Origin of the sequence: Roseibium sp. (genome assembly GCF_965232425.1) — a bacterium.
Lineage (GTDB): Bacteria > Pseudomonadota > Alphaproteobacteria > Rhizobiales > Stappiaceae > Roseibium.
This window is the reverse complement of record NZ_OZ246971.1, coordinates 3,468,127-3,489,704: the sequence shown is the minus strand read 5'-3', so window position 1 is coordinate 3,489,704 and position 21,578 is coordinate 3,468,127. Positions and strand designations below refer to the sequence as shown.

Below are 21,578 nucleotides of genomic sequence, written 5' to 3'. Positions count from 1 at the left end.
CGATCATGGCCGGTACACTCTCGCCCTCCGCGCATGTGGACACCTTTGCACGCGACAATCTTCCCCCGGAAGATCAGTGGCCGGACTTCCTGCTGGACGGGTTCGACTATCCCGAGACCCTGAACGCCGCCGTCGAACTGACCGACAGGATGGTGGAAAAGGGCTTTGGAGATCACACCGCCCTGATCGGAAACGGCCGCCGCCGGACCTACAAGGAACTCGCCGACTGGACCAATCGTCTTGCCCATGCCTTGACGGCCGACCTTGGCGTGAAGCCCGGCAATCGTGTCCTGATCCGCTCCGCCAACAACCCGGCCATGGTCGCCTGCTGGCTGGCCGCGACCAAGGCCGGTGCCGTTGTCGTGAACACAATGCCGATGCTGCGCGCGGGTGAGCTGTCCAAGATCGTCGACAAGGCCGGGGTCGAGTTCGCGCTTTGTGATACGCGGCTGATGGACGAGCTTGTCGCCTGCGCAAAGACTTCCCCCTTCCTGAAGAAGGTGATCGGCTTCGACGGCACCTCCAACCACGATGCGGAGCTTGATAGGCTCGCCCTGGAAAAACCCGTCCTTTACGATGCGGTTCAAACCGGCCGTGACGACGTCGCCCTGCTCGGCTTCACCTCCGGCTCCACGGGGACGCCGAAAGCAACGATGCATTTCCACCGCGATCTGCTGATCATCGCCGATGGCTATGCCAGCGAAGTGCTCGGAGTAACGCCCGACGATGTCTTCGTGGGCTCGCCGCCGCTCGCCTTCACCTTCGGCCTTGGCGGCCTGGCGGTCTTCCCGCTCAGGTTCGGCGCGGCGGCAACGCTGCTGGAAAGCGCAACGCCGCCGAACATGATCGAGATCATCCAGAAATACAAAGCCACCGTCTGCTTCACCGCGCCGACGGCCTATCGCGTCATGCTTCAGGCAATGGAGGAAGGCGCGGACCTGTCTTCGCTTCGCGCAGCCGTTTCCGCAGGCGAAACGCTCCCCGCCCCCGTCTATGAGGCCTGGATTCAGAAGACCGGCAAGCCGATGCTGGACGGCATCGGCGCAACGGAAATGCTGCATATTTTCGTGTCCAACCGCTTCGACGATCACATGCCCGCCTGCACGGGCAAACCTGTGACGGGGTATGAGGTCAAGGTGATCGGCGCGGATGGCGAGCCCGTAGCACCCGGCGATGTCGGCCGCCTTGCGGTGCGCGGCCCGACCGGCTGCCGCTACCTCGCCGACGACCGTCAGCGTGACTATGTCCAGAACGGCTGGAACATCACAGGCGACAGCTTCACCATGAGCAAGGACGGCCACCTGCATTTCGCCGCCCGCAACGACGACATGATCATATCCTCCGGTTACAACATTGCCGGTCCGGAAGTGGAGGCCGCCCTGCTGGCACATCCGCAGGTCCAGGAATGCGCCGTCATCGGTGTCCCGGATCCAGAGCGCGGTGCCATTGTCGAGGCCCATGTCGTTTTGACCGCGGGAACGGATCCCGGCGAACCAACGAAGAAATCCCTCCAGGACCATGTCAAGGCAACGATCGCGCCGTACAAATACCCGCGCTCGGTCGTCTTCGCCGAAACATTGCCGAAAACGGAGACGGGAAAGATACAGCGCTTCCGGTTGCGGCAGGACTCGTAGCTGCGAAAGTTCATCCGCCAATGGGGTGCGCGGACGAAACAAAAACAACAACACCCCAATCTTCGGCACTTGGTAAGAAAGTGCCAGAAAACCAAATGCTTAGGGTAACAGAAGTCGAAAGACCAACAGGAGCAAGCAATGAAAATGGTTACTTTGGCGGCAGCCGCCGCTCTCGCCATCGGCATCACGGGGGCTCAGGCCGAGCCGGTGAAGGTCGGCATGATCACGACCCTGTCGGGGGGCGGAGCCGGTCTTGGAATCGATGTCCGTGACGGCTTTCTGCTCGCCGTCAAACAGGCCGGCAATCCGGACCTTGAAGTCATCGTGGAAGACGATCAGCGCAAGCCCGACATTGCCGTCCAGCTCGCCGACAAGATGGTCCAGTCGGAAAAGGTCGACGTGCTTACCGGCATCATCTGGTCGAACCTTGCCATGGCCGTTGTCCCGTCCGTGACTGCACAGGGGAAATTCTACCTGTCGCCGAATGCCGGTCCGTCGGCGCTCGCGGGCAAGGGATGTCATCCGAACTATTTCAACGTCGCCTGGCAGAACGACAACCTGCATGAGGCCGCCGGCGCCTACGCCAAGGACACCGGCTACAAGAACAGCTTCATCCTCGCACCCAACTATCCGGCGGGCAAGGATGCGCTGACCGGTTACAAGCGCTTCTATGGCGGCGACCTTGCCGGTGAGCTCTACACCAAGCTCGGCCAGACGGATTACGCCGCGGAGCTGGCGCAGATCCGGGCGTCCGGCGCAGACAGCGTGTTCTTCTTCCTGCCCGGCGGCATGGGGATCTCCTTCCTGAAACAATATGCGGACAGCGGCATTGACCTGCCGGTTGTCGGCCCGGCGTTCTCGTTCGACCAGGGCATCCTGCAGGCCGTTGGTGACGCGGCGCTTGGCGTGAAGAACACCAGCCAGTGGAACAAGGACATCGACAACCCGACCAACAAGGCGTTCGTCGAAGCGTTCCAGGCAGAGTACGGCCGCCTGCCGTCCCTCTATGCGTCGCAAGGGTTCGACACGGCAAACCTCCTGCTCTCTGCCATGGCCAAGGCTGACGTGAAGGACGCCGATGCTTTCCGTGCGGCCTTGAAGGAAGCCGACTTCGATTCAACCCGCGGCGACTTCAAGTTCGGTCCGAACCACCACCCGGTCCAGGACATCTATGTCCGCGAGGTGATCAAGGAAGGTGACGTCTTCACCAACAAGATCCTTGCAGCCGCACTCACCGATCATGCCGACGCCTATGCCGGCGACTGCAGCATGTAAGTGATCTCCAACAATGCCGTCCCGGCCGTGCGCCGGGGCGGTATGGGGGCTGAATTTTCATGTCATTTCTGTTGCTCATAGAGCAGGTTCTGAACGGCCTGCAATTCGGCATCATGCTCTTTTTGATGGCCGCCGGCCTGACGCTGATCTTCGGCGTCATGGGGCTGATCAACCTTGCGCACGGCTCGCTCTACATGATCGGGGCTTTCTGCGCCGCCGCCGTCGCCGCCGCGACCGGATCGTTTCTGCTGGGCCTTGTCGCCGCCCTGGCTGGCGCTGCGGCCGCCGGTGCGCTGGTGGAGCTTGTCGTCATTCGCAGACTTTACGACAAGGACCATCTCGACCAGGTGCTGGCAACCTTCGCCCTGATCCTCATCTTCTCCGAAGGCACGAGATGGATCTTCGGATCGTTCCCCCTGTTCCTCGATGTTCCGGATTTTCTCTCCGGCCCCGTGACGCTGCCGGGCGGCATTGAATATCCGCTCTACCGGCTGACCCTGATTGTCATCGGCCTGCTCGTTGCTCTCGGTCTCTACATGCTCATTTCCCGGACACGCCTTGGCATCCAGATCCGGGCCGGGGAAAACGACCGGGAAATGATCGCCGCGCTCGGCATCGACATTGCAAAGCTCTACACCATCGTCTTCGCGCTCGGCGCAGCACTGGCAGGTCTCGCCGGTGCCCTGGTCGGGGCCATTCAGTCGGTCCAGGTCGGCATGGGCGAACCGGTGCTCATCCTGGCCTTCGTCGTCATCGTCATCGGCGGCATCGGCTCGATCAAGGGTGCGCTTGTCGGGGCAATCCTTGTCGGGCTGACCGATACGCTCGGCGGCATCTTCCTGCCCGAAGCGCTGAAACTTTTTCTCGATCCGTCGACGGCGACATCGGTCGGATCGTCGCTTGCCTCCATGGCGATCTACATTCTCATGGCGGCGGTCCTGATCCTGCGCCCCGCAGGCCTGTTCGGAGCGCGCGCATGATCCGGGAAACCTATCTGAACGCCCTGACGCTCGGGCTCTTCGTTCTCATTCCGGCCTGGGCACTTTTTGCGGACGAACCTTTCACCATAACGTTGATGACCCGCGCCGCGATTTTCGCTATCGCGGCGATCGGACTCAACATCGCCCTCGGCATCGGTGGCCTCGTCAGTCTGGGCCATGCTGTTTTCTTCGGCATTGGCGGCTACGCGATGGGCATTCTCGCCTACCACGCGCAGACCTATACGCCCTTGAGCGAATGGCCGTTCCTGATCGACGGCACGAAGTCGATGCCGATCATCTGGCTGGTCGCCGTTCTCGTGTCCTCGCTTGCGGCCCTGGTGATCGGCGCCCTGTCGCTGCGGACGGCCGGCGTCTATTTCATCATGATAACGCTGGCCTTCGGGCAGATGTTCTTTTTCTTCACGATTTCCTGGGCGGAATATGGCGGTGAGGACGGCTTGTCCATCTATGTGCGCAACGGATTCCCCGGCCTGAACACACTCGCGCCGATCCAGTTCTACGGCCTTTGCTTCGTCATCCTGTGCCTCGTCCTGCTGTTTACCTGGAGACTGTCGAAATCTCCGTTCGGGCTCGCGCTCAATGCTGCACGGCAAGCCCCCGTCCGCGTCGAAACGGTCGGTCTCGATCCGACCCGGCTGAAGCTCGTCGCCTTCGTGATTTCAGGTGCCATCACCGGCCTGGCCGGTGCCCTGTTCGCCGATCTCAACCGGTTTGTCAGCCCGACCATGTTCAGCTGGCAGACCAGCGGCGAGATCATGATCTTCCTGATCCTGGGCGGTGTCGGCCGTCTCTACGGGCCTGTCGTCGGGGCGCTTGCCTTCGTGGCGCTCGAACATTGGCTTGGCGGCCTCAGCGACTACTGGCACATCTATCTCGGCATCCTGCTTCTGCTCATTGTGCTCTTCGGCAGGGGTGGTCTGATCGGGCTCGCCTCCGGCAAGGAGGCCGTTCATGACTGATCTCGTTCTTGAAACACGCGACATCTCCAAGAGCTTCGGCGCCCTGCGCGCAAGCCGCAACATCTCGCTCGACCTGAAGGCGGGGGAAATCCACGCCATTATCGGACCGAACGGCGCCGGCAAGACCACGCTGATCGGTCAGATCTGCGGAACACTGAAACCGGATTCCGGCGCGGTTCGTCTGCTGGGCGAGGATGTCACCGGGCTGGCAACCCGGGAACGCGCGCAAAAAGGTCTCGGCCGGACGTTCCAGATTTCCTCGCTGGCCATGGAAGACACGGTCCTCCAGAACGCGGTTCTCGGCGCGCTTGGCGCAACCGGAAATCCGTGGCGGTTCTTCGGCGATGTCCTGAAGGACCAGAACCTTCGCACCAGGGCCGAGGAGGCGCTTGAACGCGTCGGCCTGCAGGATCACGCCCTCACCCGAACCGCCGAGCTCAGTCACGGCCAGCGCAGGCAGCTCGAAGTCGCCGTCGCGTTGACGAAACAGCCCCGCGCCTTCGTCATGGACGAACCGATGGCGGGCATGGGCTCGGAAGGCTCCAAGCGCCTGACCGGCTTTCTCGACGAACTGCGGGCCGAAGCGCCGATCCTGCTGGTCGAACACGACATGGATGCGGTCTTTGCCCTTGCCGACAGGATCAGCGTTCTCGTCTATGGCGAGGTTATCGCAACGGGGACCGTCGACGAGATCCGCGCGGATGCCGCCGTTCGGGAAGCCTATCTCGGAGAAGACGCATGAGCCTTTTGACAGCCTCCAACGTCACTGCCTCCTATGGCGCCAGCCAGGCCCTGTTCGGCGTCGACCTCACCATCGGCGAAGGCGAAGTGCGTGCCCTTCTCGGCCGGAACGGCATGGGCAAGAGCACCACGGTGAAGTGCATTTGCCGCATGCTTGCCTCAGGCGGCACGCTCACCTTCAACGGCACGGATCTGACACGGCTGCCGAGCCATCGTGCGGCGCGCCTGGGTCTCGGTCTTGTTCCCGAAGGGCGCCGCTGTTTCGGCAATCTGACGGTTCATGAAAACCTGATCGCGGCGGCCCGGCCGGGCGACTGGACCTTTGAGCGGGTCGTGGAGATGTTCCCGAGGCTCGGTGAGCGGCGCAACCAGAATGCGTCTTCGCTGTCGGGCGGCGAACAGCAGATGCTAGCGATCGGCCGGGCGCTGATGACCAATCCGCGCCTTTTGATACTTGACGAGGCCACGGAGGGCCTGGCCCCGATCATCCGGCAGGAAATCTGGTCCGTGATCCGCAAGTTGAAGGCGGAAACCGGTCTGTCGATCCTCGTCATCGACAAGTCGATCCGCGAGCTCCGCGAGGTCTGCGACAGCGCCACCATCCTGGAACGGGGCAAGTCCGTCTGGGCCGGCACGATCAGCGAACTCACCGACGACATAACAACCACCTATATCGGCGTCTGAAACATCCAAGGAAAGTCTGAAGCCATGCCATCGAAACACATTCAGCCAGAGGGTTGGGCACCTGCAAAGGGATACGCAAATGGTATGCTGACCAAGGGCCGGACGTTGCATATCGGCGGTCAGATCGGCTGGAACAGGAACCAGGTGTTCGAATCGCATGATTTCATCGGCCAGATGGAACAGACGCTCCAGAACATTGCCGAGATCGTCGCCGAGGCCGGCGGCGAGGTGACGGACATCGTGCGGCTGACCTGGTTCATCACGGACAAGCGCGAATACCTGGCGCGCCAGAAGGAGGTCGGCCAGGCCTACAGGCGCGTCTTCGGCCGGCACTTTCCGGCTATGTCCGTCGTGGTGGTCGCCGGTTTGATCGAGGATGAGGCCCTGATCGAGATTGAGGCGACCGCCCAGCTCGACTGAACAGGACCGACGCTCAATCCCTGAGCGTGATCGTTTTCAGGATGTCGGAAACACTCTCGCGCATTGCCGGCATGGTCGATTTCAGGATCGCCAGCCGGTCGAACACCTCGGGTTGCTCTGCAAGCGTTTGCCGGAGTGTCCGACCGAAGGTTTGCCGCAACTCGGTTCCCAGATTGAACTTGCACACCCGTGTCTCGCGCGCCAGCCGCTGGCGGACCTCTGCCGGGATCCCGCTGCCGCCGTGCAGGACGAGCGGCTTCGACGTCACCGCCTCGATCGCCCTCAGGGCATCGAAGTCGATCCCGTCGGTCTTCTCTGTTTGCAAATGCACGTTGCCGACCGACACCGCGATCGCATCGGCGCCGCTTTCACGATCGAACCGTGCCGCTTCCTCCGGATCGGTGAAAGCCGACGCTGCACCTTGCGCATACCCCACATAGCCGACCTCGCCTTCGACCGAGACATCGGCCGCATGGGCTTCGCGCACGAGCCCTGCCGTCAGCTCGATATTCTCTGAAATCGGCAGCTTGGACCCGTCGAACATCACGGAGGTAAACCCGTGGTCGATCCCCGCCCGGCATTCGTCCACGGTGTAGCCGTGATCGAGATGGCAGACCACCGGCACATTCGCCTGGTCGGCAAGGTGGCGCATCATCTTGCCGATCACCGGAACCGGCGTATGCGCGCGGCATCCGGGACCGGCCTGCAGAATAACCGGGCAGCCGGCCTCTTCGGCGGCTTCGACGAACGCGACCGCATCTTCCCATCCAAGCACCACGAGCCCGGCCAGCGCATAGCCGTCGCTGAGCGCAGGTTCGAGGACCCGGGCAAGCGTTGCGGCTGTCATTTGAACTTCGCGATCATGTCCTTGATGCCGGGAATGGTCTCGATCTGCCAGGCGTGGTCGGGCTGGAAAAACTGCACAAGCGAACGCTGCGAAAGCCCACCCAGAATGGTAAAGTAGTACATCTCGTAGCCCGGCGCGACCACGCAAGGGTGGTAGCCCTTGTCCAGCACGATCGTCGAGCCGTCGACGATGTGGTAGGCGTCGCCCACCTCGCCGTCCTCGCGCTGGACGAGTTGCATGCCGAAGCCTTTTTTCGGCCGAAAGCGGAAATTGTAGGTCTCGTCATGCCGGCTCTCTTCCGGGATCCGGTCCGTGTCGTGCTTGTGCGGCGGAAAGCCGGACCATCCGCCCTGCCCGACCGTGAACAGTTCCGATACGAGCAGGCGTCCGACCTTGTCGTGATATTTGGTACCGAGGATATGCTTGATCTTGCGGTGTGTCTTGGTGTCGTCCGATCCGTACTGGACCAGATCGATATCATTTGCGCGCACATCGAACGGATCGAGCACCTTGTCGTATTTCGCACCGGCGATGAACACCTCCGCGGCATCGCTCACGCACACCATGCGTGCCTTTGCACCGCTCGGCACATAGGCACCTTCCGGCTCTCCGTCCCAGACGTCTTCGCCACGGTTTCCGAGTGCGGCAAACGCCACCCCCTCGACATCCACATCGACACTGCCGGTTGCCGGCACGATCGCCGTCTCGTAGCCGGGCACGGCATATTCGAAGGCCTGCCCCCGGCTCAGTTTGACGATGTTGAAATAATTGAGCGGAACCCGGCTGTCCTCGACATCGATAATGGCCTTGTTCTCATTGTCATAGGGAGGAAAGTGCATGGAGTTATCTCCTCAGGACTGTGGGGCTGAGTGATTGGAAAGAAAGGTTTCGAGTTCCGGCGGGGTCGGCATGGCAGGTGCACAGCCGAATTTCGACACCACCATTGCCGCAGCGGCCGAACCTCTCAGGACGGCGTCCTGCAGCGAATGCCTGTTGGCAAGCGAAGCCATGAGCGACGCCATGAAGGCATCGCCCGCGCCCATCGGCTTGAGGGCCTCCACGGCGAAAATGCCCGTTTCGAAGCTCCCTTCGGCTGAGTAGACGACGGAGCCGCGCTCGCCGAGTTTGTAGATGATCACCTTGTCGCCTGATCCGAGTTCGCGCGCGAGCTTCTGACCGTCTGCATGGGTACCGTTGGCGACGACCGCGAACTCGTCATCGTTTCCGACGACGAAATCCGCGGTTTCGATCGCGGCGCGATAGATTTCGGCGGCCTCGAGCGCGCTCGGCCAGGAATAGGGCCTGTAGTCCAGGTCGATCACGACAAGCGCGCCGGCTCTGCGCGCATGTTCCATCGCCCGCAAGGTCGCCTCGCGCGACGGATTTCCGGCAAGTGCCGTACCTGTCACGATCAGCGCTTCATAATCGGCGAAGGGGACCGCAAGCACCTGATCGACACTCATCAGAAGGTCGGAAGCATTGTTGCGGTAAAGCGTGTTCTGGGTGTTTTCGATCCGGGTTTCGGTGACCGCAAGCGAGGTCCGCGACTCGCCACCCAGGACGCGCACGTGATCGGTTCCGATACCGTAATGCGCCAGCTGGTTCAGAACGAACCGGCCGATGGAATCATCGGACACACAGGTCAGAAGATCGACCGAAAGACCATGCCGCGCGATCCCGGCGGCAATGTTGCCGGATGACCCGCCAAGCGCAGTGGTGAATTGCGCGGCATGCTCGGCTTCCGTGCCCGGCGGATCGGCATAAAAATCCATGCCCGCGCGCCCGACCACCAGAAACCTTGATTTCGAATTCAGGTAGGCGGACACGGTCAGACGCCTTTTCTCTGCGGCGCGCGTCCCGCTTCCCAGTCCGCATGTGCCTGCCGGACCCGTTCACTGTTGGAGACTTCGGGCGTGCCGACTTCCCACCACGTATGGCCTTCCTGCGTCCAGCCATCGAAGGCATCGACCTTCAGCGAAATGACATAGGTCCGGTCAGACTGCTTGGCACGTGCGTATGCCTCTTTGAGCTCGCCGATCGAGTGGACCGTTTCCGCATTCGCTCCCATGGAGCGCGCATGCGCCTCGAAGTCGACGGCAAATGGGTCGACGGCCAGTCTGCAGTCGGCAATGAGATTGTTGTAGGATTCGTTGCCGGTGTTGTTCTGCAGCTTGTTGATTACCGCGAAGCCGCCGTTGTCACACACGACAACGATCATCTTCGCACCGGACAGAACCGAAGAATAAATGTCGGAGTTCAGCAGCATGTAGGAGCCGTCGCCGACAAAGATGATCGTGTCCTTGTCCGGGTGGTCTTCCATGTGGCCGAGCCGTGCACCCCAGCCTCCGGAAATCTCGTAGCCCATGCAGGAAAAGCCGAATTCGACGTCGACGCTGCCGATGGATTTCGTGCGCCAGTTGGCGGTCACTTCCGCCGGCAGCCCGCCGGCCGCCGCAACGACGCGGTCGTCCGGGTCACAGACGTCATTGACCGCGCCGATCACCTGGGCATAGGACATCGGACGATTGCTGCCGTCCTTCGTCACCGGCGAGGTATTCTCGTCGACATAGGCCGCCCAGTCAGCCCGCTCCCTAGCGGCCTGCTCGACCCATGCGCCCGGCGCTGCAAAGGAACCGAGCGCCTCGGAGAGGACCGGAAGCGACAGTTTCGCGTCACCCACGACAGGCAGCGACATGTGTTTGGCCGCGTCGTGCCGTCCAACATTGACCGCTATGATCCGGGCATCTGCCGCGAACGCCGTCCACGAACCGGTGGTGAAATCCTGAAGGCGCGTGCCGACGGCAAGAATGACGTCGGCCTCCTTGGCCAGATTGTTGGCGGAATTCGATCCCGTGACCCCGACCGGGCCGCAGTTCAGGGCATCGTCATGAACGAAGTTGGCCCGTCCGGCAATGGTCTCCACCACCGGGATGTTGTGCTTGCGCGCAAAGTCCTGCATTTCGGCGGTTGCCAGTGAATATTGCACGCCGCCACCGGCGATGATCAGCGGACGCTCGGCAGTCTTGAGTACCTCCGCTGCGGCGGTCAGTTCGCGCGTGTCGGGCAGTTGCCGCCTGAGATGGTGTGTCTTTTCCTCGAAGAACTTTTCCGGATAGTCATACGCCCATCCCTGCACGTCCTGCGGCAGCCCGAGGAAAACCGGACCGCAATCCGCCGGATCGATGAGCGTGTTGATCGCGGCAGGCAGCGACTGCAACAGCTGCGCCGGATGTGTGATCCGGTCCCAGAAGCGGGTCACGCTCTTGAAGGCATCGTTGACCGAAAGGCCCGGATTGGACGGGTGCTCCACCTGCTGCAGCACCGGGTCCGGCAGGCGAGTGACAAATGCATCGCCGGCCAGCATCAAGAGCGGCAGGCGATTGGTGTGCGCGATCCCGGCCGAGGTCAGAAGGTTGGTGGTTCCAGGTCCGGCCGAGGAGGTTGCGAACATGAACCGGCGGCGCAGCTGCTGCTTGGCATAGCCGACCGCAGCCATCGCCATGGACTGCTCGTTCTGGCCGCGCCACAGCGGCAGCTCTTGCCTGTGTTCGTAAAGCGCTTCGCCGAGGCAGGTCACGTTGCCGTGCCCGAAAATGCCGAATCCACCGGCACAGAACCGCTGCCTTTGCCCATCGATTTCGACATATTGGGCTGCCAGATAGCGAACAAGAGCCTGCGCCATTGTCAGGCGCACCGTTTTCTGGACCATGGGCCTCTTTAACCTCCCGAAACGGATTTTTTGTCTGCGCCCCGAGGGGCTCTTGACTGTGAAAGCTAATGGGTGTTTAGCTGTTTTGCAAGCGGTTGCAAAAATGGATCAAAAACGAATGGAAACGCGCGAGATTGGCATCGGCATCATCGGGGGCGGTTACATGGGGAAAGCCCATGCCGTTGCCATGCATGCCGTCGGCGCCGTGTTCGACACGCGGCTGCGTCCCGTCCTTGAAATGGTCTGCACGACCACGCCGGACGGCGCTGCAAAGAAGGCGCGCGAACTCGGCTTCAAACGCTCGACCGCAGACTGGCGCGCGCTGGTGCGCGACCCGAAGGTCGAGGCGATCGTGATTGCCTCCCCGCAGAAAACCCACCTGGAAATCGCAACCGCCGCGTTCGAACTCGGCAAGCCGGTCTTCTGCGAAAAGCCGCTCGGCGAGAACCTGCAGCAGAGCCGCGACATGACGGCGGCCGCGCGAGTCTCCGGCTGCATCAACATGGTCGGCTTCAACTACATCAGAACACCGGCCTCCCAGCTTGCGCGCGAGATCATCGAAGCCGGCGAGATCGGCGACGTCACCTATCTTCGCGGCGAACACACGGAAGACTTCTTCGCCGATCCGAACCTCCCGGGAACCTGGCGCGCGCAGGGACGCGCCAACGGCAACATGGGCGACCTCGCACCCCACATCATCAACGGCTCCCAGGCGCTTGCCGGTCCGATTGATCGTGTGCTCGCCGAGATCGACACTGTCGTGAAGGAGCGCCCCTCCGAAGGTGGCATGGTGCCGGTCACCAATGACGATCAGGCGCAACTCATGTGCCGCTTCGCGTCCGGAGCGCTTGGCTCCCTTTACATCAGCCGCACCGCCTGGGGACGGAAGATGGGCTATGCCTACGAGATCTTCGGAACAAGTGGCGCAATCCGTTTCGACCAGGAAGATCAGAATGCGCTCTGGCTCTATGAAGGCGGCCAGAAGCCGTCGCGGGAAGGGTTCCGCAAGATCCTGACCGGTCCGCATCATCCCGACTATGTCAATTTCTGTCTGGGTGCGGGACACGGAACTGGTTATCAGGACCAGATCATCATCGAGGCCAAGGACTTTCTGACGGCCATTGAAACAGGACAGAACATCTGGCCCGCCTTCGAAGACGGCCTTTATGTAAACCAGGTCGTGGAAGCGGCCTGGCAATCGCACGAATCCAAAAGCTGGATCAAACTCGACGACGTCTAGGTCTAGGGTACGGAGTCATTTTTGACCCCATACCCTAAAAGCCAGGCTGTCTATTCTGGATGCATCACATGACAATCAAGATCGGAAACGCGCCCTGTTCCTGGGGTGTTGAATTCGCAGACGATCCACGCAATCCGTCCTGGCTGACGGTGCTCGATCAGTGCCGGGACGCGGGATACAAGGGCATCGAGCTCGGCCCGGTCGGCTTCATGCCGGAAGACCCTGCCGAGCTGGGAGACGCGCTCGCCGAGCGGGATCTGGAATTGATCGGCGGCGTGGTTTTCCGTCCGTTCCACGACCCCGCCGCGTGGGACGATGTGAAGGACGGATCTGTCCGCACCTGCGCGGCGCTGAAAGCCCATGGCGCCAGGCACCTGGTGCTGATCGACAGCATTTCGCCGCGCCGCGCACCGACCGCGGGCCGTCCGGCCGAAGCCGAACAGATGTCCGCTTCCGAATGGAGCGGCTACTGCGCCAAGATCCGTGACATTGCGAAGATGGGCACGGAGGAATATGGCCTGATCACGGCGATCCACCCGCATGCCGGCGGCTTCATGGACTTCGAGGACGAGGTCGAGCGCCTGTTGAACGAAATCGATGAGAGCCTCTTGAAGATCTGCCTCGACACCGGCCACAGCCTGTATGCCGACTTCGATCCGCTGGCCTTCATGGAGCGCCACATGGAGCGGATTTCCTATATGCATTTCAAGGATATAGATCCTGAAGTCCGCGCCCGGACCGTCGCCAACCGCACGGATTTCTACGAGGCATGCGGCGACGGGATCTTCTGCAATCTCGGCAAGGGCTCGGTCGATTTTCCAGCCGTCAAGGCGAAGTTGGAGGCAGCCGGGTTCGAAGGCTGGTGTACGGTGGAGCAGGACTGCGACCCGGAAAAGGCGCAGTCGCCGCTGGACGACGCCCGTGAAAACCGGTCATTTCTGCATTCCATTGGATTTGAGGTCGCAGCATGAGCAAACTCAGATGGGGCATGATCGGCGGCGGCCAGGGCTCGCAAATCGGCCCGGCACACCGCATCAGCGCAGCACTCGATGGCCATTTTCACCTGACGGCCGGTGCTCTGGACATCGATCCGGCACGCGGCAGGGCCTTTGCCGCAGAGCTGGGCATCGCCGAAGATCGTGCCTACGGCAACTGGCAGGAAATGCTCGAAGCCGAGCGCGCACGGCCGGATCGGCTCGATCTGGTCACGGTCGCCACGCCCAATGCCACGCACTACGAAATCTCGCGGGCCTTTCTGGAAGCCGGATTTCACGTATTGTGTGAAAAACCGCTCACGATGACAGCCGAAGAGGCGGAACATATCGTTGCCGTTGCAAAAGATACCGGCAGGATCTGCGCGGTCAATTACGGCTATAGCGGCTATCCGCTGGTGCGCCAGATGAAGGCGATGATTGCCGCTGGCGAACTTGGAAGCATTCGTCTCATCAAGGCGGAATTCGCCCACGGCTTTCATGCGGATGCGGACGAGGCCGACAATCCGAGGATCCGCTGGCGTTACGATCCTGAGCAGGCCGGGACGTCGGCCGTGTTCGCCGACGCCGGCATTCATGCTTTCCACATGGCCTGCTTCGTCTCCGGACAGACGCCGGCCGAGCTGTCGGCGGATTTTGCGTCCATGGTCGGCGACAGACAGCTGGAAGACGACGCCATGATCAACATCCGCCTGTCCGGCGGCGCCCTTTGCCGGCTCTGGACAAGCGCCATTGCGGTCGGCCGAATGCACGGCCTGACCCTTCAGGTGTTTGGCGAAAAGGGCGGGCTTTCCTGGCAACAGCAACATCCCGAGCAGTTGCACTGGACCCCGCTCAACGGACGGACACAGGTTCTGGAACGCGGAGACGCCTCCCTTTCGCCCCAGGCCGTCCGTGCCTCCCGGATTCCGATCGGGCATGCGGAGGGCATGCCGGTGGCATTCGCCAATATCTATCACGATCTCGCCGATGTGCTGCGGGCGGAAAAACGCGGCGAGCAGCCCGATCCGCTTGCAATGGATTTCCCATCGGCAACGGACGGATTGTGGTCGATGCGCGCGATCGAAGCCGCAGCGCACTCAGCCAGGTCCAGAGGAGCCTGGGTCGGGCTCTGAAGGTCCGTTCGAGGTGCGGTTAGCTGGTTTCAGGAATGGGACGCAGCGAGCCGCGCTCGACGACCGAGCAGGGAAACAGGCGGATCTCCGGGCTCCGGTCCGGATTCTCCACCATGCCGACGACCAGCTCGACAGAGCTCATGATGATGTCCCGGATGGGCTGTCTGATGGTGGTGAGCGCGTAGGCGTCCCAACTCGCCATGCCGATATCGTTGAACCCCAGGAAACCGATATCGTCCGGGATGGATCTGCCGGCATCGCGGGCGGCATCCATGGCGCCCATGCAGATGAGATCGTCGCCGCAGAAGACCGCCTCGATATCCGGATCTTCAAGAACGTTCCGCATCGCGTCCCGGCCCGCCTTGTAGGTATAGTTTTCCGCAAAGCAGACCTTGGCGACCTTCAGGCCGAGTTCACCCGCCGTGCGTTGAAACCCGGCGGCCCGGTCCTGCGTCGACGTTGCCGTCTCCGGCCCGCCGAGCAGGGCGACGGTTCGATACCCGCGCTCTGAAAATGTCCGCGCCGCCATGGCGCCGCAATAGTCGTTATCGATGCCGACGACATGGACATTGGCGTTCGCCTGGAACTTGCCGAAGGTATGGATGACCGGAATACCGGCCATCTGGAAGGCGATCGCAAAGCTCGTCGGCAGGGTGGACGTTGCCACGATGACACCGTCAACGCTGTATTGACGCAACAGTTCGACGACCTTCTTAGGCGAGGTCTCCGCGGACAGGTTGACGAGGAGCGGCCTGAGCTCGCGCTTCTGCAATTCGCTGGTGAACAGGTCGAACACGTCGAGAAACGCGGGGTTCTGGAAATTGTTCGCAACAAGACCGATCAGTTTGGTTCTGTTGGTCGCAAGGCTGCGGGCAATCAGGGACGGTTTGTAACCGAGCGTCTTGGCCGCCTTCTCCACCTTTTCCCGCGTTCGCGCCGACACGCTGGCGCCATCGGTAAAGGTTCGGGATACGGCCGAACGGGAAACACCCGCCAGTTCCGCGACTTCCTTGAGTGTTACCGCCAAGCCCTTTGTCCAACCAGATCGTTCATCTGGGCATCGAACCTACACGAATGTCCTGACGCGTCAATTTTTTTGCAACCGGTTGCAAAGTTTTTGAGATTGTGATTGTTTGAGATCAGGCACGTCTCACTTTGCACAAAGTGCGGCGTCGAGCCGTGAACTTGGGAGGAAATACATGAAGAATATCGTGAAAAGTGTCCTCGTGGCAGGTGCCCTTGCCGTGTCTTCGCCCGCATTTGCGACGGACATCATTGTTGTGTCGCATGGTCAGGCGAATGATGCGTTCTGGTCTGTTGTGAAGAACGGTGTATCGCTTGCGGCCGAGCACACGGGTGCGAATGTGGACTACCGGGCTCCGGAGACGTTCGACATGGTGGCCATGAGCCAGCTGATCGACGCGGCCGTGAACCAGGAGCCGGACGGGCTTGTCGTGTCCATTCCCGATGGGGATGCGCTCGGGCCGTCGATCCAGCGTGCGGTCGAGGCCGGCATTCCGGTGATCTCGATGAACTCCGGCTCTGATGTTGCCCCGGGTCTCGGCGTGACGCTTCACGTCGGCCAGTCCGAGTATGACGCGGGCGAGGCTGCCGGCAAGAAGCTCGCCGAGATGGGCGGCAAGAAGGCCGTGTGTGTGAACCACGAGGTGGGCAACGTTGCGCTTGACCTGCGCTGCGAAGGCTTCACCAAGGGCTTCGGCGGTGAGGTGACGGTTCTGCCGACCTCCAACGATCCGGCCGAGATCGAAGCCAAGGTGGCTGCGGCCCTGTCGTCCGATGAAGACGTCGACACGGTCATGGCGCTGGGTGCCAGCACCGCCGGTGAGCCGACCGTTGCCGCTGCCAAGGCCTCCGGCCGGGATCTCAACGTGGCGTCCTTCGACCTGTCCGCGAACTTCCTGCAGTCCATCGTTGACGGCGATGCCGCCTTCGCGATCGACCAGCAGCAGTTCCTGCAAGGCTATCTCCCGGTCGTGTTCCTGGCCAACAACGCAGCCTACGGCCTGATGCCGGGCGGCAACGTTCCCTCCGGTCCGAACCTCGTCACCAAGGACAAGGCGGCCCAGGTGATCGATCTGTCCGCCAAGGGCATCCGCTAAGCGCGTGCCGCACGCGCACTAACAAACGGAACAAGGGGGCGGCGCGCCCGCGCGCCGTCCTTCCATAAAAGGGAGGCAACAATGAGCGACGCCGCTCCGACAGATGCAGACGAACGGGTCAAGAAGGAATCGTTCTTCTCCAAACTCATGAAGAAGCCGGAACTCGGCGCGATTGCGGGCGTGATCCTTGTCACCCTGTTTTTCCTGGCAACCGCCGACGAGGCCATGTTCAGCCTGTCCGGCATCATGAACTTCATGACCCCTGCGGCCCAGCTCGGCATTCTGGCCATCGGCGCCGCCATGCTGATGATCGGCGGCGAGTTCGACCTGTCGATCGGTTCCATGGTCGCCTTTGCCGGCCTGTTCTTCGCCGCCTGCGTCGTCACCTGGGGCCTGCCCCTGGTGCTGGCCATTCCCCTCACCTTCGTCTTTTCCGCCTGTGTCGGCGCCATCAACGGCACCATCGTGATCCGCTCGGGCCTGCCCTCCTTCATCGTCACCCTCGCCTTCCTGTTCATCCTGCGCGGGCTGTCCCTCGTCGGCCTGAAGTGGGCCACCGGCGGTGCCACCCAGCTGCGCGGTGTCCGCGATGCGGTCGAGGGCGACTGGCTCGCCCCGTTCTTTTCCGGCGATGCCTTCGGCGGTCTCTTCAACTGGCTGGCCACCAACGGCTTCGTCGACACCTTCAAGAGCGGCGCGCCCAAGGTTCCCGGCATTCCGGTCGAGATCCTCTGGTTCATTCTCATTGCCCTGATCGCGACCTACATCCTCTTGCGCACGCCCGTCGGCAACTGGATCTTCGCCGCCGGCGGCGACAAGACCGCCGCCTCCAATTCCGGTGTTCCGGTCAACCGGGTCAAGATCTCCCTGTTCATGCTGACCGCCTGCTGCGCCGCCATGGTGGCCATCATCACCGTCATGGACGCCGGCTCCACCGATGCCCGCCGCGGCTTCCAGAAGGAGTTCGAGGCCATCATCGCGGCCGTCATCGGCGGCTGTCTGCTGACCGGCGGCTATGGCTCGGCCATCGGCGCCTTCTTCGGCTCCATCATTTTCGGCATGGTCGTCATCGGCCTGACCTACACCAACTTCGACCAGGACTGGTTCCAGGTCTTCCTCGGCTCCATGCTGCTCATCGCCGTTCTGTTCAACAACGCGATCCGCAAGCGCGTCACGGGGGAGCGCTGACATGACCCAGGACAGCAAGTTCCATCACGGCGATGCGCCGGAGTTCGAACCCATCATCCACATGGTCGACATCGAGAAGCACTTCGGCAACATCATTGCCCTGGCCGGCGTCAGTTTCGACGTCAGGCCCGGCGAGTGCCACTGCCTGCTCGGCGACAACGGCGCCGGCAAGTCGACCTTCATCAAGACCATGTCCGGCGTGCACAGGCCCACGAAAGGTGAGATCTTCTTCGAAGGCAAGCCGCTCAGCTTCGCCACCCCGCGCGATGCCATGGAGGCCGGCATTGCCACCGTGTTCCAGGATCTGGCCATGATCCCGCTGATGAGCGTGACCCGCAACTTCTTCATGGGCCGCGAGCCCACCAAGGGGCGCGGCCTGGCCAAGCGCTTCGACGTGACCCGCGCCAACGAGATCACCATGGAGGAGATGCGCAAGATGGGCATCAACCTGCGCGGTCCGGACCAGGCGGTCGGCACCCTGTCGGGCGGTGAACGCCAGACGGTCGCCATTGCCCGCGCGGTCTATTTCGGCGCAAGGGTCCTCATCCTCGACGAGCCCACCTCCGCCCTCGGTGTGCGCCAGACCTCCAACGTGCTGGCCACCATCGACAAGGTCCGCAAGCAGGGCGTCGGCGTCGTCTTCATCAGCCACAACGTCCGCCACGCCCTCGCCGTCGGCGACCGCTTCACCGTCCTCAACCGCGGCAAGACACTCGGAACCGCAAAACGCGGCGAGATCACACCCGAACAGCTCCAGGATCTCATGGCCGGCGGACAGGAAATGGCACAACTCGAAGGATCCCTCGGAGGAACCGTCTAGCAAACCCTCCCGGATGCGCGCTGCCCGAAGCAAGCGCGCATCCGGCGTCCACGCTGATAGGACAGATTTCACGCAGCTTTTTGGTGTTCCTGGACAGGGATGGTCAGGATGAACACCGTACCCTCCCCCCTTTCCGACGCGCAGGAAAGCTCCAAGCCGTTCTCCCGGGCAAGCTCGTAACAGACGGACAGTCCGAGACCGTGACCATCGGATTGCGCACCTTTGCGATAGGCTTCGGCAAAGTCGCCGATTTCCTCCGCGCTCATGCCCGCTCCCGTGTCAAGCACACACAGTTTCAATTCGTCCCCGCGTGACAGGACGCCGAAGAGCACCTTGCCTTCGTCGGTGTACTTCACCGCGTTGGAAACAAGATTGCTGACGATGCGCATGATGATCAGAGGCGGAACGGAAACGCATTTGCTCGACAGGACCCGCCTGAGTTCGATGCCCTTGGACACCGCCTCTTCGCGGAACATCTGATAAACCGTGTCGAGCACAAGCGACAATTCGTAGATTTCCGCCTCGCTTTCGGCGACCGGATCGCCCCTTCCCTCTTCGGTATCCGGGACGTTCTCCGGATCATCCCCCGACGGCTCTGACACCTCAACCGGGGTCGTCTGGCGGAGATAATCGTTGGAGAGCGCCTCGATATAGTCGAAGGCCTCCTTCAGGCGGCTCCGGATCTCGGGCTCCAGGTCGGCGGCCAGACTGTCGACATTCATCCGCAGGGACATGATCGGCTGTTTCAGATCATGGGACGCGGTGGCGAGCTGTCTTTGCCGCAGGCTGGCCAGCTCGCGCGCCCGCGTGTAGTTGCGCTCGGCGACCAGCAGTTCCTGGCTGCGCCGGGCTTCTGCTTCCAGCGCGGAGAGCTCCGCCTGCACCGCCGTGGAATGCTGCCTGCGAAGATTGATGATATGCGCGGTGAGACCGGTCATGGTCGCGACCAGCAGAACGGAGAAAACCCCCTTCACGGCCGTGGAGACCGGAATGATCTCCGCCCGGCTGCCGGCCACCAGCAAAGCGACAAGCCCGGCGCCCAGCACAAACCCGGTAAGGGCGATAAGAGTACCGGCCAGATGGATCTCTCCCTGCTTTCTTCGCCAGACACCGCTGGAAACGACCATCGCGACGAACATCAGGACCAGAAGCACATAGCTGAACAGCGCCGAATAGGGGCCCGGCGAATAGAGCGAAATGATGAAGCCCGCCACCGACAGGAGGCTCAGGGCGGACAGTGCCACCGACAAGCGGGTCTCGCCGTCTTCTCCCCTAACGGACCGTCCCGAAATCAGGAAACCCGTTCCCGAGAGCGCGAACAGCAGGAAGAAGCCGATCGCGGACTGGAGATCGGGCCGATCGGGATAGAAGAAACGGAACCACAGCCCGTCGATATAGGCGATCAGGGCAAGGCCGACGGTGAACTGGATGGCGTAGAGCATGCCGATCCCGTTCTTCATCGCCAGGTGAAAGCCGAAAAAGAAAACCAGGCTGGAAATGCAGAAGGCATAAAACGCCGTATGCGTGATCCCGGAGGCAAAGGCGGACGCTTCCAGCTCCGACGGGGTTTCAAGTGCCATCCGGAACGACTGGAACGGGCCGAACTTGAAGTTCACCAGCAGGGTCACCTGCTCCTGTGGCGCGATTTCGAAGACCGGCGTTCGCAACCGTGTCACGGAGTGATCATCGGCCCTGAACGGTTCGAAGATGGAATAGTCGATCAGCGCTTCGGTAAATCCGCTCTCCCGGATCAGGTAGACATCCACTTCGCTGACGAGCGGAAGATCGACCACGAGCACGAACGGGTCTGCCCCGCGGCCATCGTCGATCGTATCGTTGAAAATCTCCGTCCCGGCCCATGCCTCCGGCGCATAATTCCATTCCAGCATGGTTGTCTGCAGATCAGGGCCGAACGCCCCCGCGCGGTACAGCTTCAGGACATCGCCGAGCGATTTGGACGGATCGCTGTGGTAGGTGAGTTGGCTCTTGAGATCCGCAACACCTTGCCCCGGCGCGAGAAAAACGGTCTCCGCCCGCGCAAGACCCAGGGCGGCAAGAGCAAAAAACAAAGACAAAACAATGCGGAGCGAACTGGTCATTTCCCGAAAGGCATGTCAGGGTTATCCGTGTTTCTAAAAGGATCTTGGGCCGTGAACGAACAAAAATATAACGCCATCATTGCCGATGATCATGCAATTGTTCGGGCTGGACTTAAAGATGCTCTTGAAAAACCGGGATTGATCGAACCGGACGGAATTCATGTCGTCGCAGAAGCTGGGGACGGACTCAGCGCGATTGCGGAAGTCCGCAAGCACAGGCCCGACCTGCTGCTGCTGGACGTATCCATGCCCATGGCCGGGGGCGTGGAGGTCCTGGTGGAAGCACGGCGCTGGTCGAAAGAAACACGGGTCGTCGTGCTGACCGGCATCTCGGCTGTCGGGCTGGTCTCCGATCTTGTGGAAGCCGGTGTCGACGGCCTGTTTTCCAAGGCCTCCGACAACACGGAGTTTTACGAGAAACTCCCGGGCATCTTGCGCGGTCAACGGCACATCTCGGAATATTTCCTGCAAGTGCTCCAGGAAACACCCAAGCCGCCGGTCCTGACGGACCGGGAGCGCCAGACGCTGAACATGATCCTTGCCGGCAGGTCCAACAAGGAAATCGCCGAAGGTTTCGGCATCAGCATCAAGACCGTCGACAAGCACCGCACGAGCCTGATGCAGAAACTGAAGGTCCACTCCGTTCCGCAGCTCATTGCCCGTGCGCTCAAGGAAGGGCTGATTGACCCCTCAAGGGAACTGTAATCCCGCGCTGGAGACTGGGGCATCGACCC

At 61.8% G+C, this 21,578-nt stretch carries 20 protein-coding genes; 14 read left to right on the top strand and 6 right to left on the bottom strand.

Features of this window, described 5'->3' with window-relative positions; translation table 11 throughout:
• Nucleotides 1-5 precede the first annotated feature (5 nt).
• From ACO08A_RS16065 to ACO08A_RS16035, 7 genes are all read left to right on the top strand, one after another.
• Nucleotides 6-1,634, top strand: a complete 1,629-nt coding sequence (locus ACO08A_RS16065; protein ID WP_422037001.1) for an AMP-binding protein — start codon at nt 6-8, stop codon at nt 1,632-1,634.
• Nucleotides 1,635-1,772: 138 nt separating this feature from the next.
• Nucleotides 1,773-2,909: an ABC transporter substrate-binding protein gene (locus ACO08A_RS16060; RefSeq protein WP_319383860.1), complete on the top strand. Its 1,137-nt coding sequence runs from the start codon at nt 1,773-1,775 to the stop codon at nt 2,907-2,909.
• A gap of 59 nt (nt 2,910-2,968) precedes the next feature.
• Nucleotides 2,969-3,889: a branched-chain amino acid ABC transporter permease gene (locus ACO08A_RS16055; protein ID WP_422037000.1), complete on the top strand. Its 921-nt coding sequence runs from the start codon at nt 2,969-2,971 to the stop codon at nt 3,887-3,889.
• A complete protein-coding gene (locus ACO08A_RS16050) occupies nt 3,886-4,869 on the top strand; it encodes a branched-chain amino acid ABC transporter permease (protein ID WP_422036999.1) in 984 nt (327 codons plus the stop codon). Before ACO08A_RS16055 ends, ACO08A_RS16050 begins: the two co-directional genes overlap by 4 nt.
• Nucleotides 4,862-5,611, top strand: a complete 750-nt coding sequence (locus ACO08A_RS16045) for an ABC transporter ATP-binding protein (protein ID WP_422036998.1) — start codon at nt 4,862-4,864, stop codon at nt 5,609-5,611. Before ACO08A_RS16050 ends, ACO08A_RS16045 begins: the two co-directional genes overlap by 8 nt.
• Nucleotides 5,608-6,294 carry an ABC transporter ATP-binding protein gene (locus ACO08A_RS16040; protein WP_422036997.1) on the top strand — a complete coding sequence of 229 codons (687 nt, stop codon included), beginning with the start codon at nt 5,608-5,610 and terminating at the stop codon, nt 6,292-6,294. The genes ACO08A_RS16045 and ACO08A_RS16040 overlap by 4 nt, the downstream gene beginning before the upstream one ends.
• Before the next feature lie 24 nt (nt 6,295-6,318).
• A complete protein-coding gene (locus ACO08A_RS16035; RefSeq protein WP_422036996.1) occupies nt 6,319-6,714 on the top strand; it encodes a RidA family protein in 396 nt (131 codons plus the stop codon).
• Nucleotides 6,715-6,727: 13 nt separating this feature from the next.
• Here the strand turns inward: ACO08A_RS16035 and ACO08A_RS16030 are convergent, their stop codons facing one another.
• Genes ACO08A_RS16030 through iolD form a run of 4 tightly spaced genes read right to left on the bottom strand, consistent with a single transcriptional unit; the run spans nt 6,728 to nt 11,270 of the window.
• Nucleotides 6,728-7,561, bottom strand: coding sequence for a class II fructose-bisphosphate aldolase (locus tag ACO08A_RS16030; RefSeq protein WP_422036995.1), 834 nt, complete (start codon nt 7,559-7,561; stop codon nt 6,728-6,730).
• Nucleotides 7,558-8,400 (bottom strand): 5-deoxy-glucuronate isomerase, encoded by an 843-nt coding sequence (locus tag ACO08A_RS16025; RefSeq protein ID WP_422036994.1) that lies wholly within the window; start codon nt 8,398-8,400, stop codon nt 7,558-7,560. The genes ACO08A_RS16030 and ACO08A_RS16025 overlap by 4 nt, the downstream gene beginning before the upstream one ends.
• Before the next feature lie 12 nt (nt 8,401-8,412).
• Complete coding sequence (gene iolC / locus ACO08A_RS16020) at nt 8,413-9,387, bottom strand: 5-dehydro-2-deoxygluconokinase (protein WP_422036993.1); 975 nt, start codon at nt 9,385-9,387, stop codon at nt 8,413-8,415.
• Nucleotides 9,388-9,389: 2 nt separating this feature from the next.
• On the bottom strand, nt 9,390-11,270 hold the full coding sequence (iolD, locus tag ACO08A_RS16015; protein WP_422036992.1) for a 3D-(3,5/4)-trihydroxycyclohexane-1,2-dione acylhydrolase (decyclizing): 1,881 nt from the start codon (nt 11,268-11,270) through the stop codon (nt 9,390-9,392).
• Between the two features lie 103 nt (nt 11,271-11,373).
• Here iolD and ACO08A_RS16010 point away from each other — a divergent pair, with 103 nt between their 5' ends.
• The 3 genes from ACO08A_RS16010 (at nt 11,374) to ACO08A_RS16000 (ending at nt 14,617) form a co-directional block, all read left to right on the top strand.
• Nucleotides 11,374-12,510: a Gfo/Idh/MocA family protein gene (locus ACO08A_RS16010; protein WP_422036991.1), complete on the top strand. Its 1,137-nt coding sequence runs from the start codon at nt 11,374-11,376 to the stop codon at nt 12,508-12,510.
• 68 nt (nt 12,511-12,578) lie between these two features.
• The gene (locus tag ACO08A_RS16005) at nt 12,579-13,481 is read left to right on the top strand and encodes a TIM barrel protein (protein WP_422036990.1); all 903 of its coding nucleotides are present in this window, start codon (nt 12,579-12,581) and stop codon (nt 13,479-13,481) included.
• Complete coding sequence (locus ACO08A_RS16000) at nt 13,478-14,617, top strand: Gfo/Idh/MocA family protein (RefSeq protein WP_422036989.1); 1,140 nt, start codon at nt 13,478-13,480, stop codon at nt 14,615-14,617. Before ACO08A_RS16005 ends, ACO08A_RS16000 begins: the two co-directional genes overlap by 4 nt.
• Nucleotides 14,618-14,636: 19 nt before the next feature.
• On the opposite strand, the gene ACO08A_RS15995 is transcribed toward ACO08A_RS16000, so the two are convergent.
• Entirely contained in the window at nt 14,637-15,644 is a 1,008-nt protein-coding gene (locus ACO08A_RS15995; RefSeq protein ID WP_422036988.1) for a LacI family DNA-binding transcriptional regulator, read from the bottom strand.
• A 172-nt stretch (nt 15,645-15,816) separates the two neighbouring features.
• Between ACO08A_RS15995 and ACO08A_RS15990 the strand changes: the two genes are divergently transcribed.
• The 3 genes from ACO08A_RS15990 (at nt 15,817) to ACO08A_RS15980 (ending at nt 18,745) form a co-directional block, all read left to right on the top strand.
• Complete coding sequence (locus tag ACO08A_RS15990; RefSeq protein WP_421979539.1) at nt 15,817-16,737, top strand: sugar ABC transporter substrate-binding protein; 921 nt, start codon at nt 15,817-15,819, stop codon at nt 16,735-16,737.
• A gap of 81 nt (nt 16,738-16,818) precedes the next feature.
• Nucleotides 16,819-17,925, top strand: a complete 1,107-nt coding sequence (locus tag ACO08A_RS15985) for an ABC transporter permease (protein ID WP_422036857.1) — start codon at nt 16,819-16,821, stop codon at nt 17,923-17,925.
• Between the two features lie 61 nt (nt 17,926-17,986).
• Nucleotides 17,987-18,745, top strand: coding sequence for an ATP-binding cassette domain-containing protein (locus tag ACO08A_RS15980; RefSeq protein ID WP_421984370.1), 759 nt, complete (start codon nt 17,987-17,989; stop codon nt 18,743-18,745).
• A 68-nt stretch (nt 18,746-18,813) separates the two neighbouring features.
• On the opposite strand, the gene ACO08A_RS15975 is transcribed toward ACO08A_RS15980, so the two are convergent.
• The gene (locus ACO08A_RS15975; RefSeq protein ID WP_422036987.1) at nt 18,814-20,820 is read right to left on the bottom strand and encodes an ATP-binding protein; all 2,007 of its coding nucleotides are present in this window, start codon (nt 20,818-20,820) and stop codon (nt 18,814-18,816) included.
• Between the two features lie 75 nt (nt 20,821-20,895).
• Here ACO08A_RS15975 and ACO08A_RS15970 point away from each other — a divergent pair, with 75 nt between their 5' ends.
• On the top strand, nt 20,896-21,549 hold the full coding sequence (locus ACO08A_RS15970; RefSeq protein ID WP_319383878.1) for a response regulator transcription factor: 654 nt from the start codon (nt 20,896-20,898) through the stop codon (nt 21,547-21,549).
• Nucleotides 21,550-21,578 lie beyond the last annotated feature (29 nt).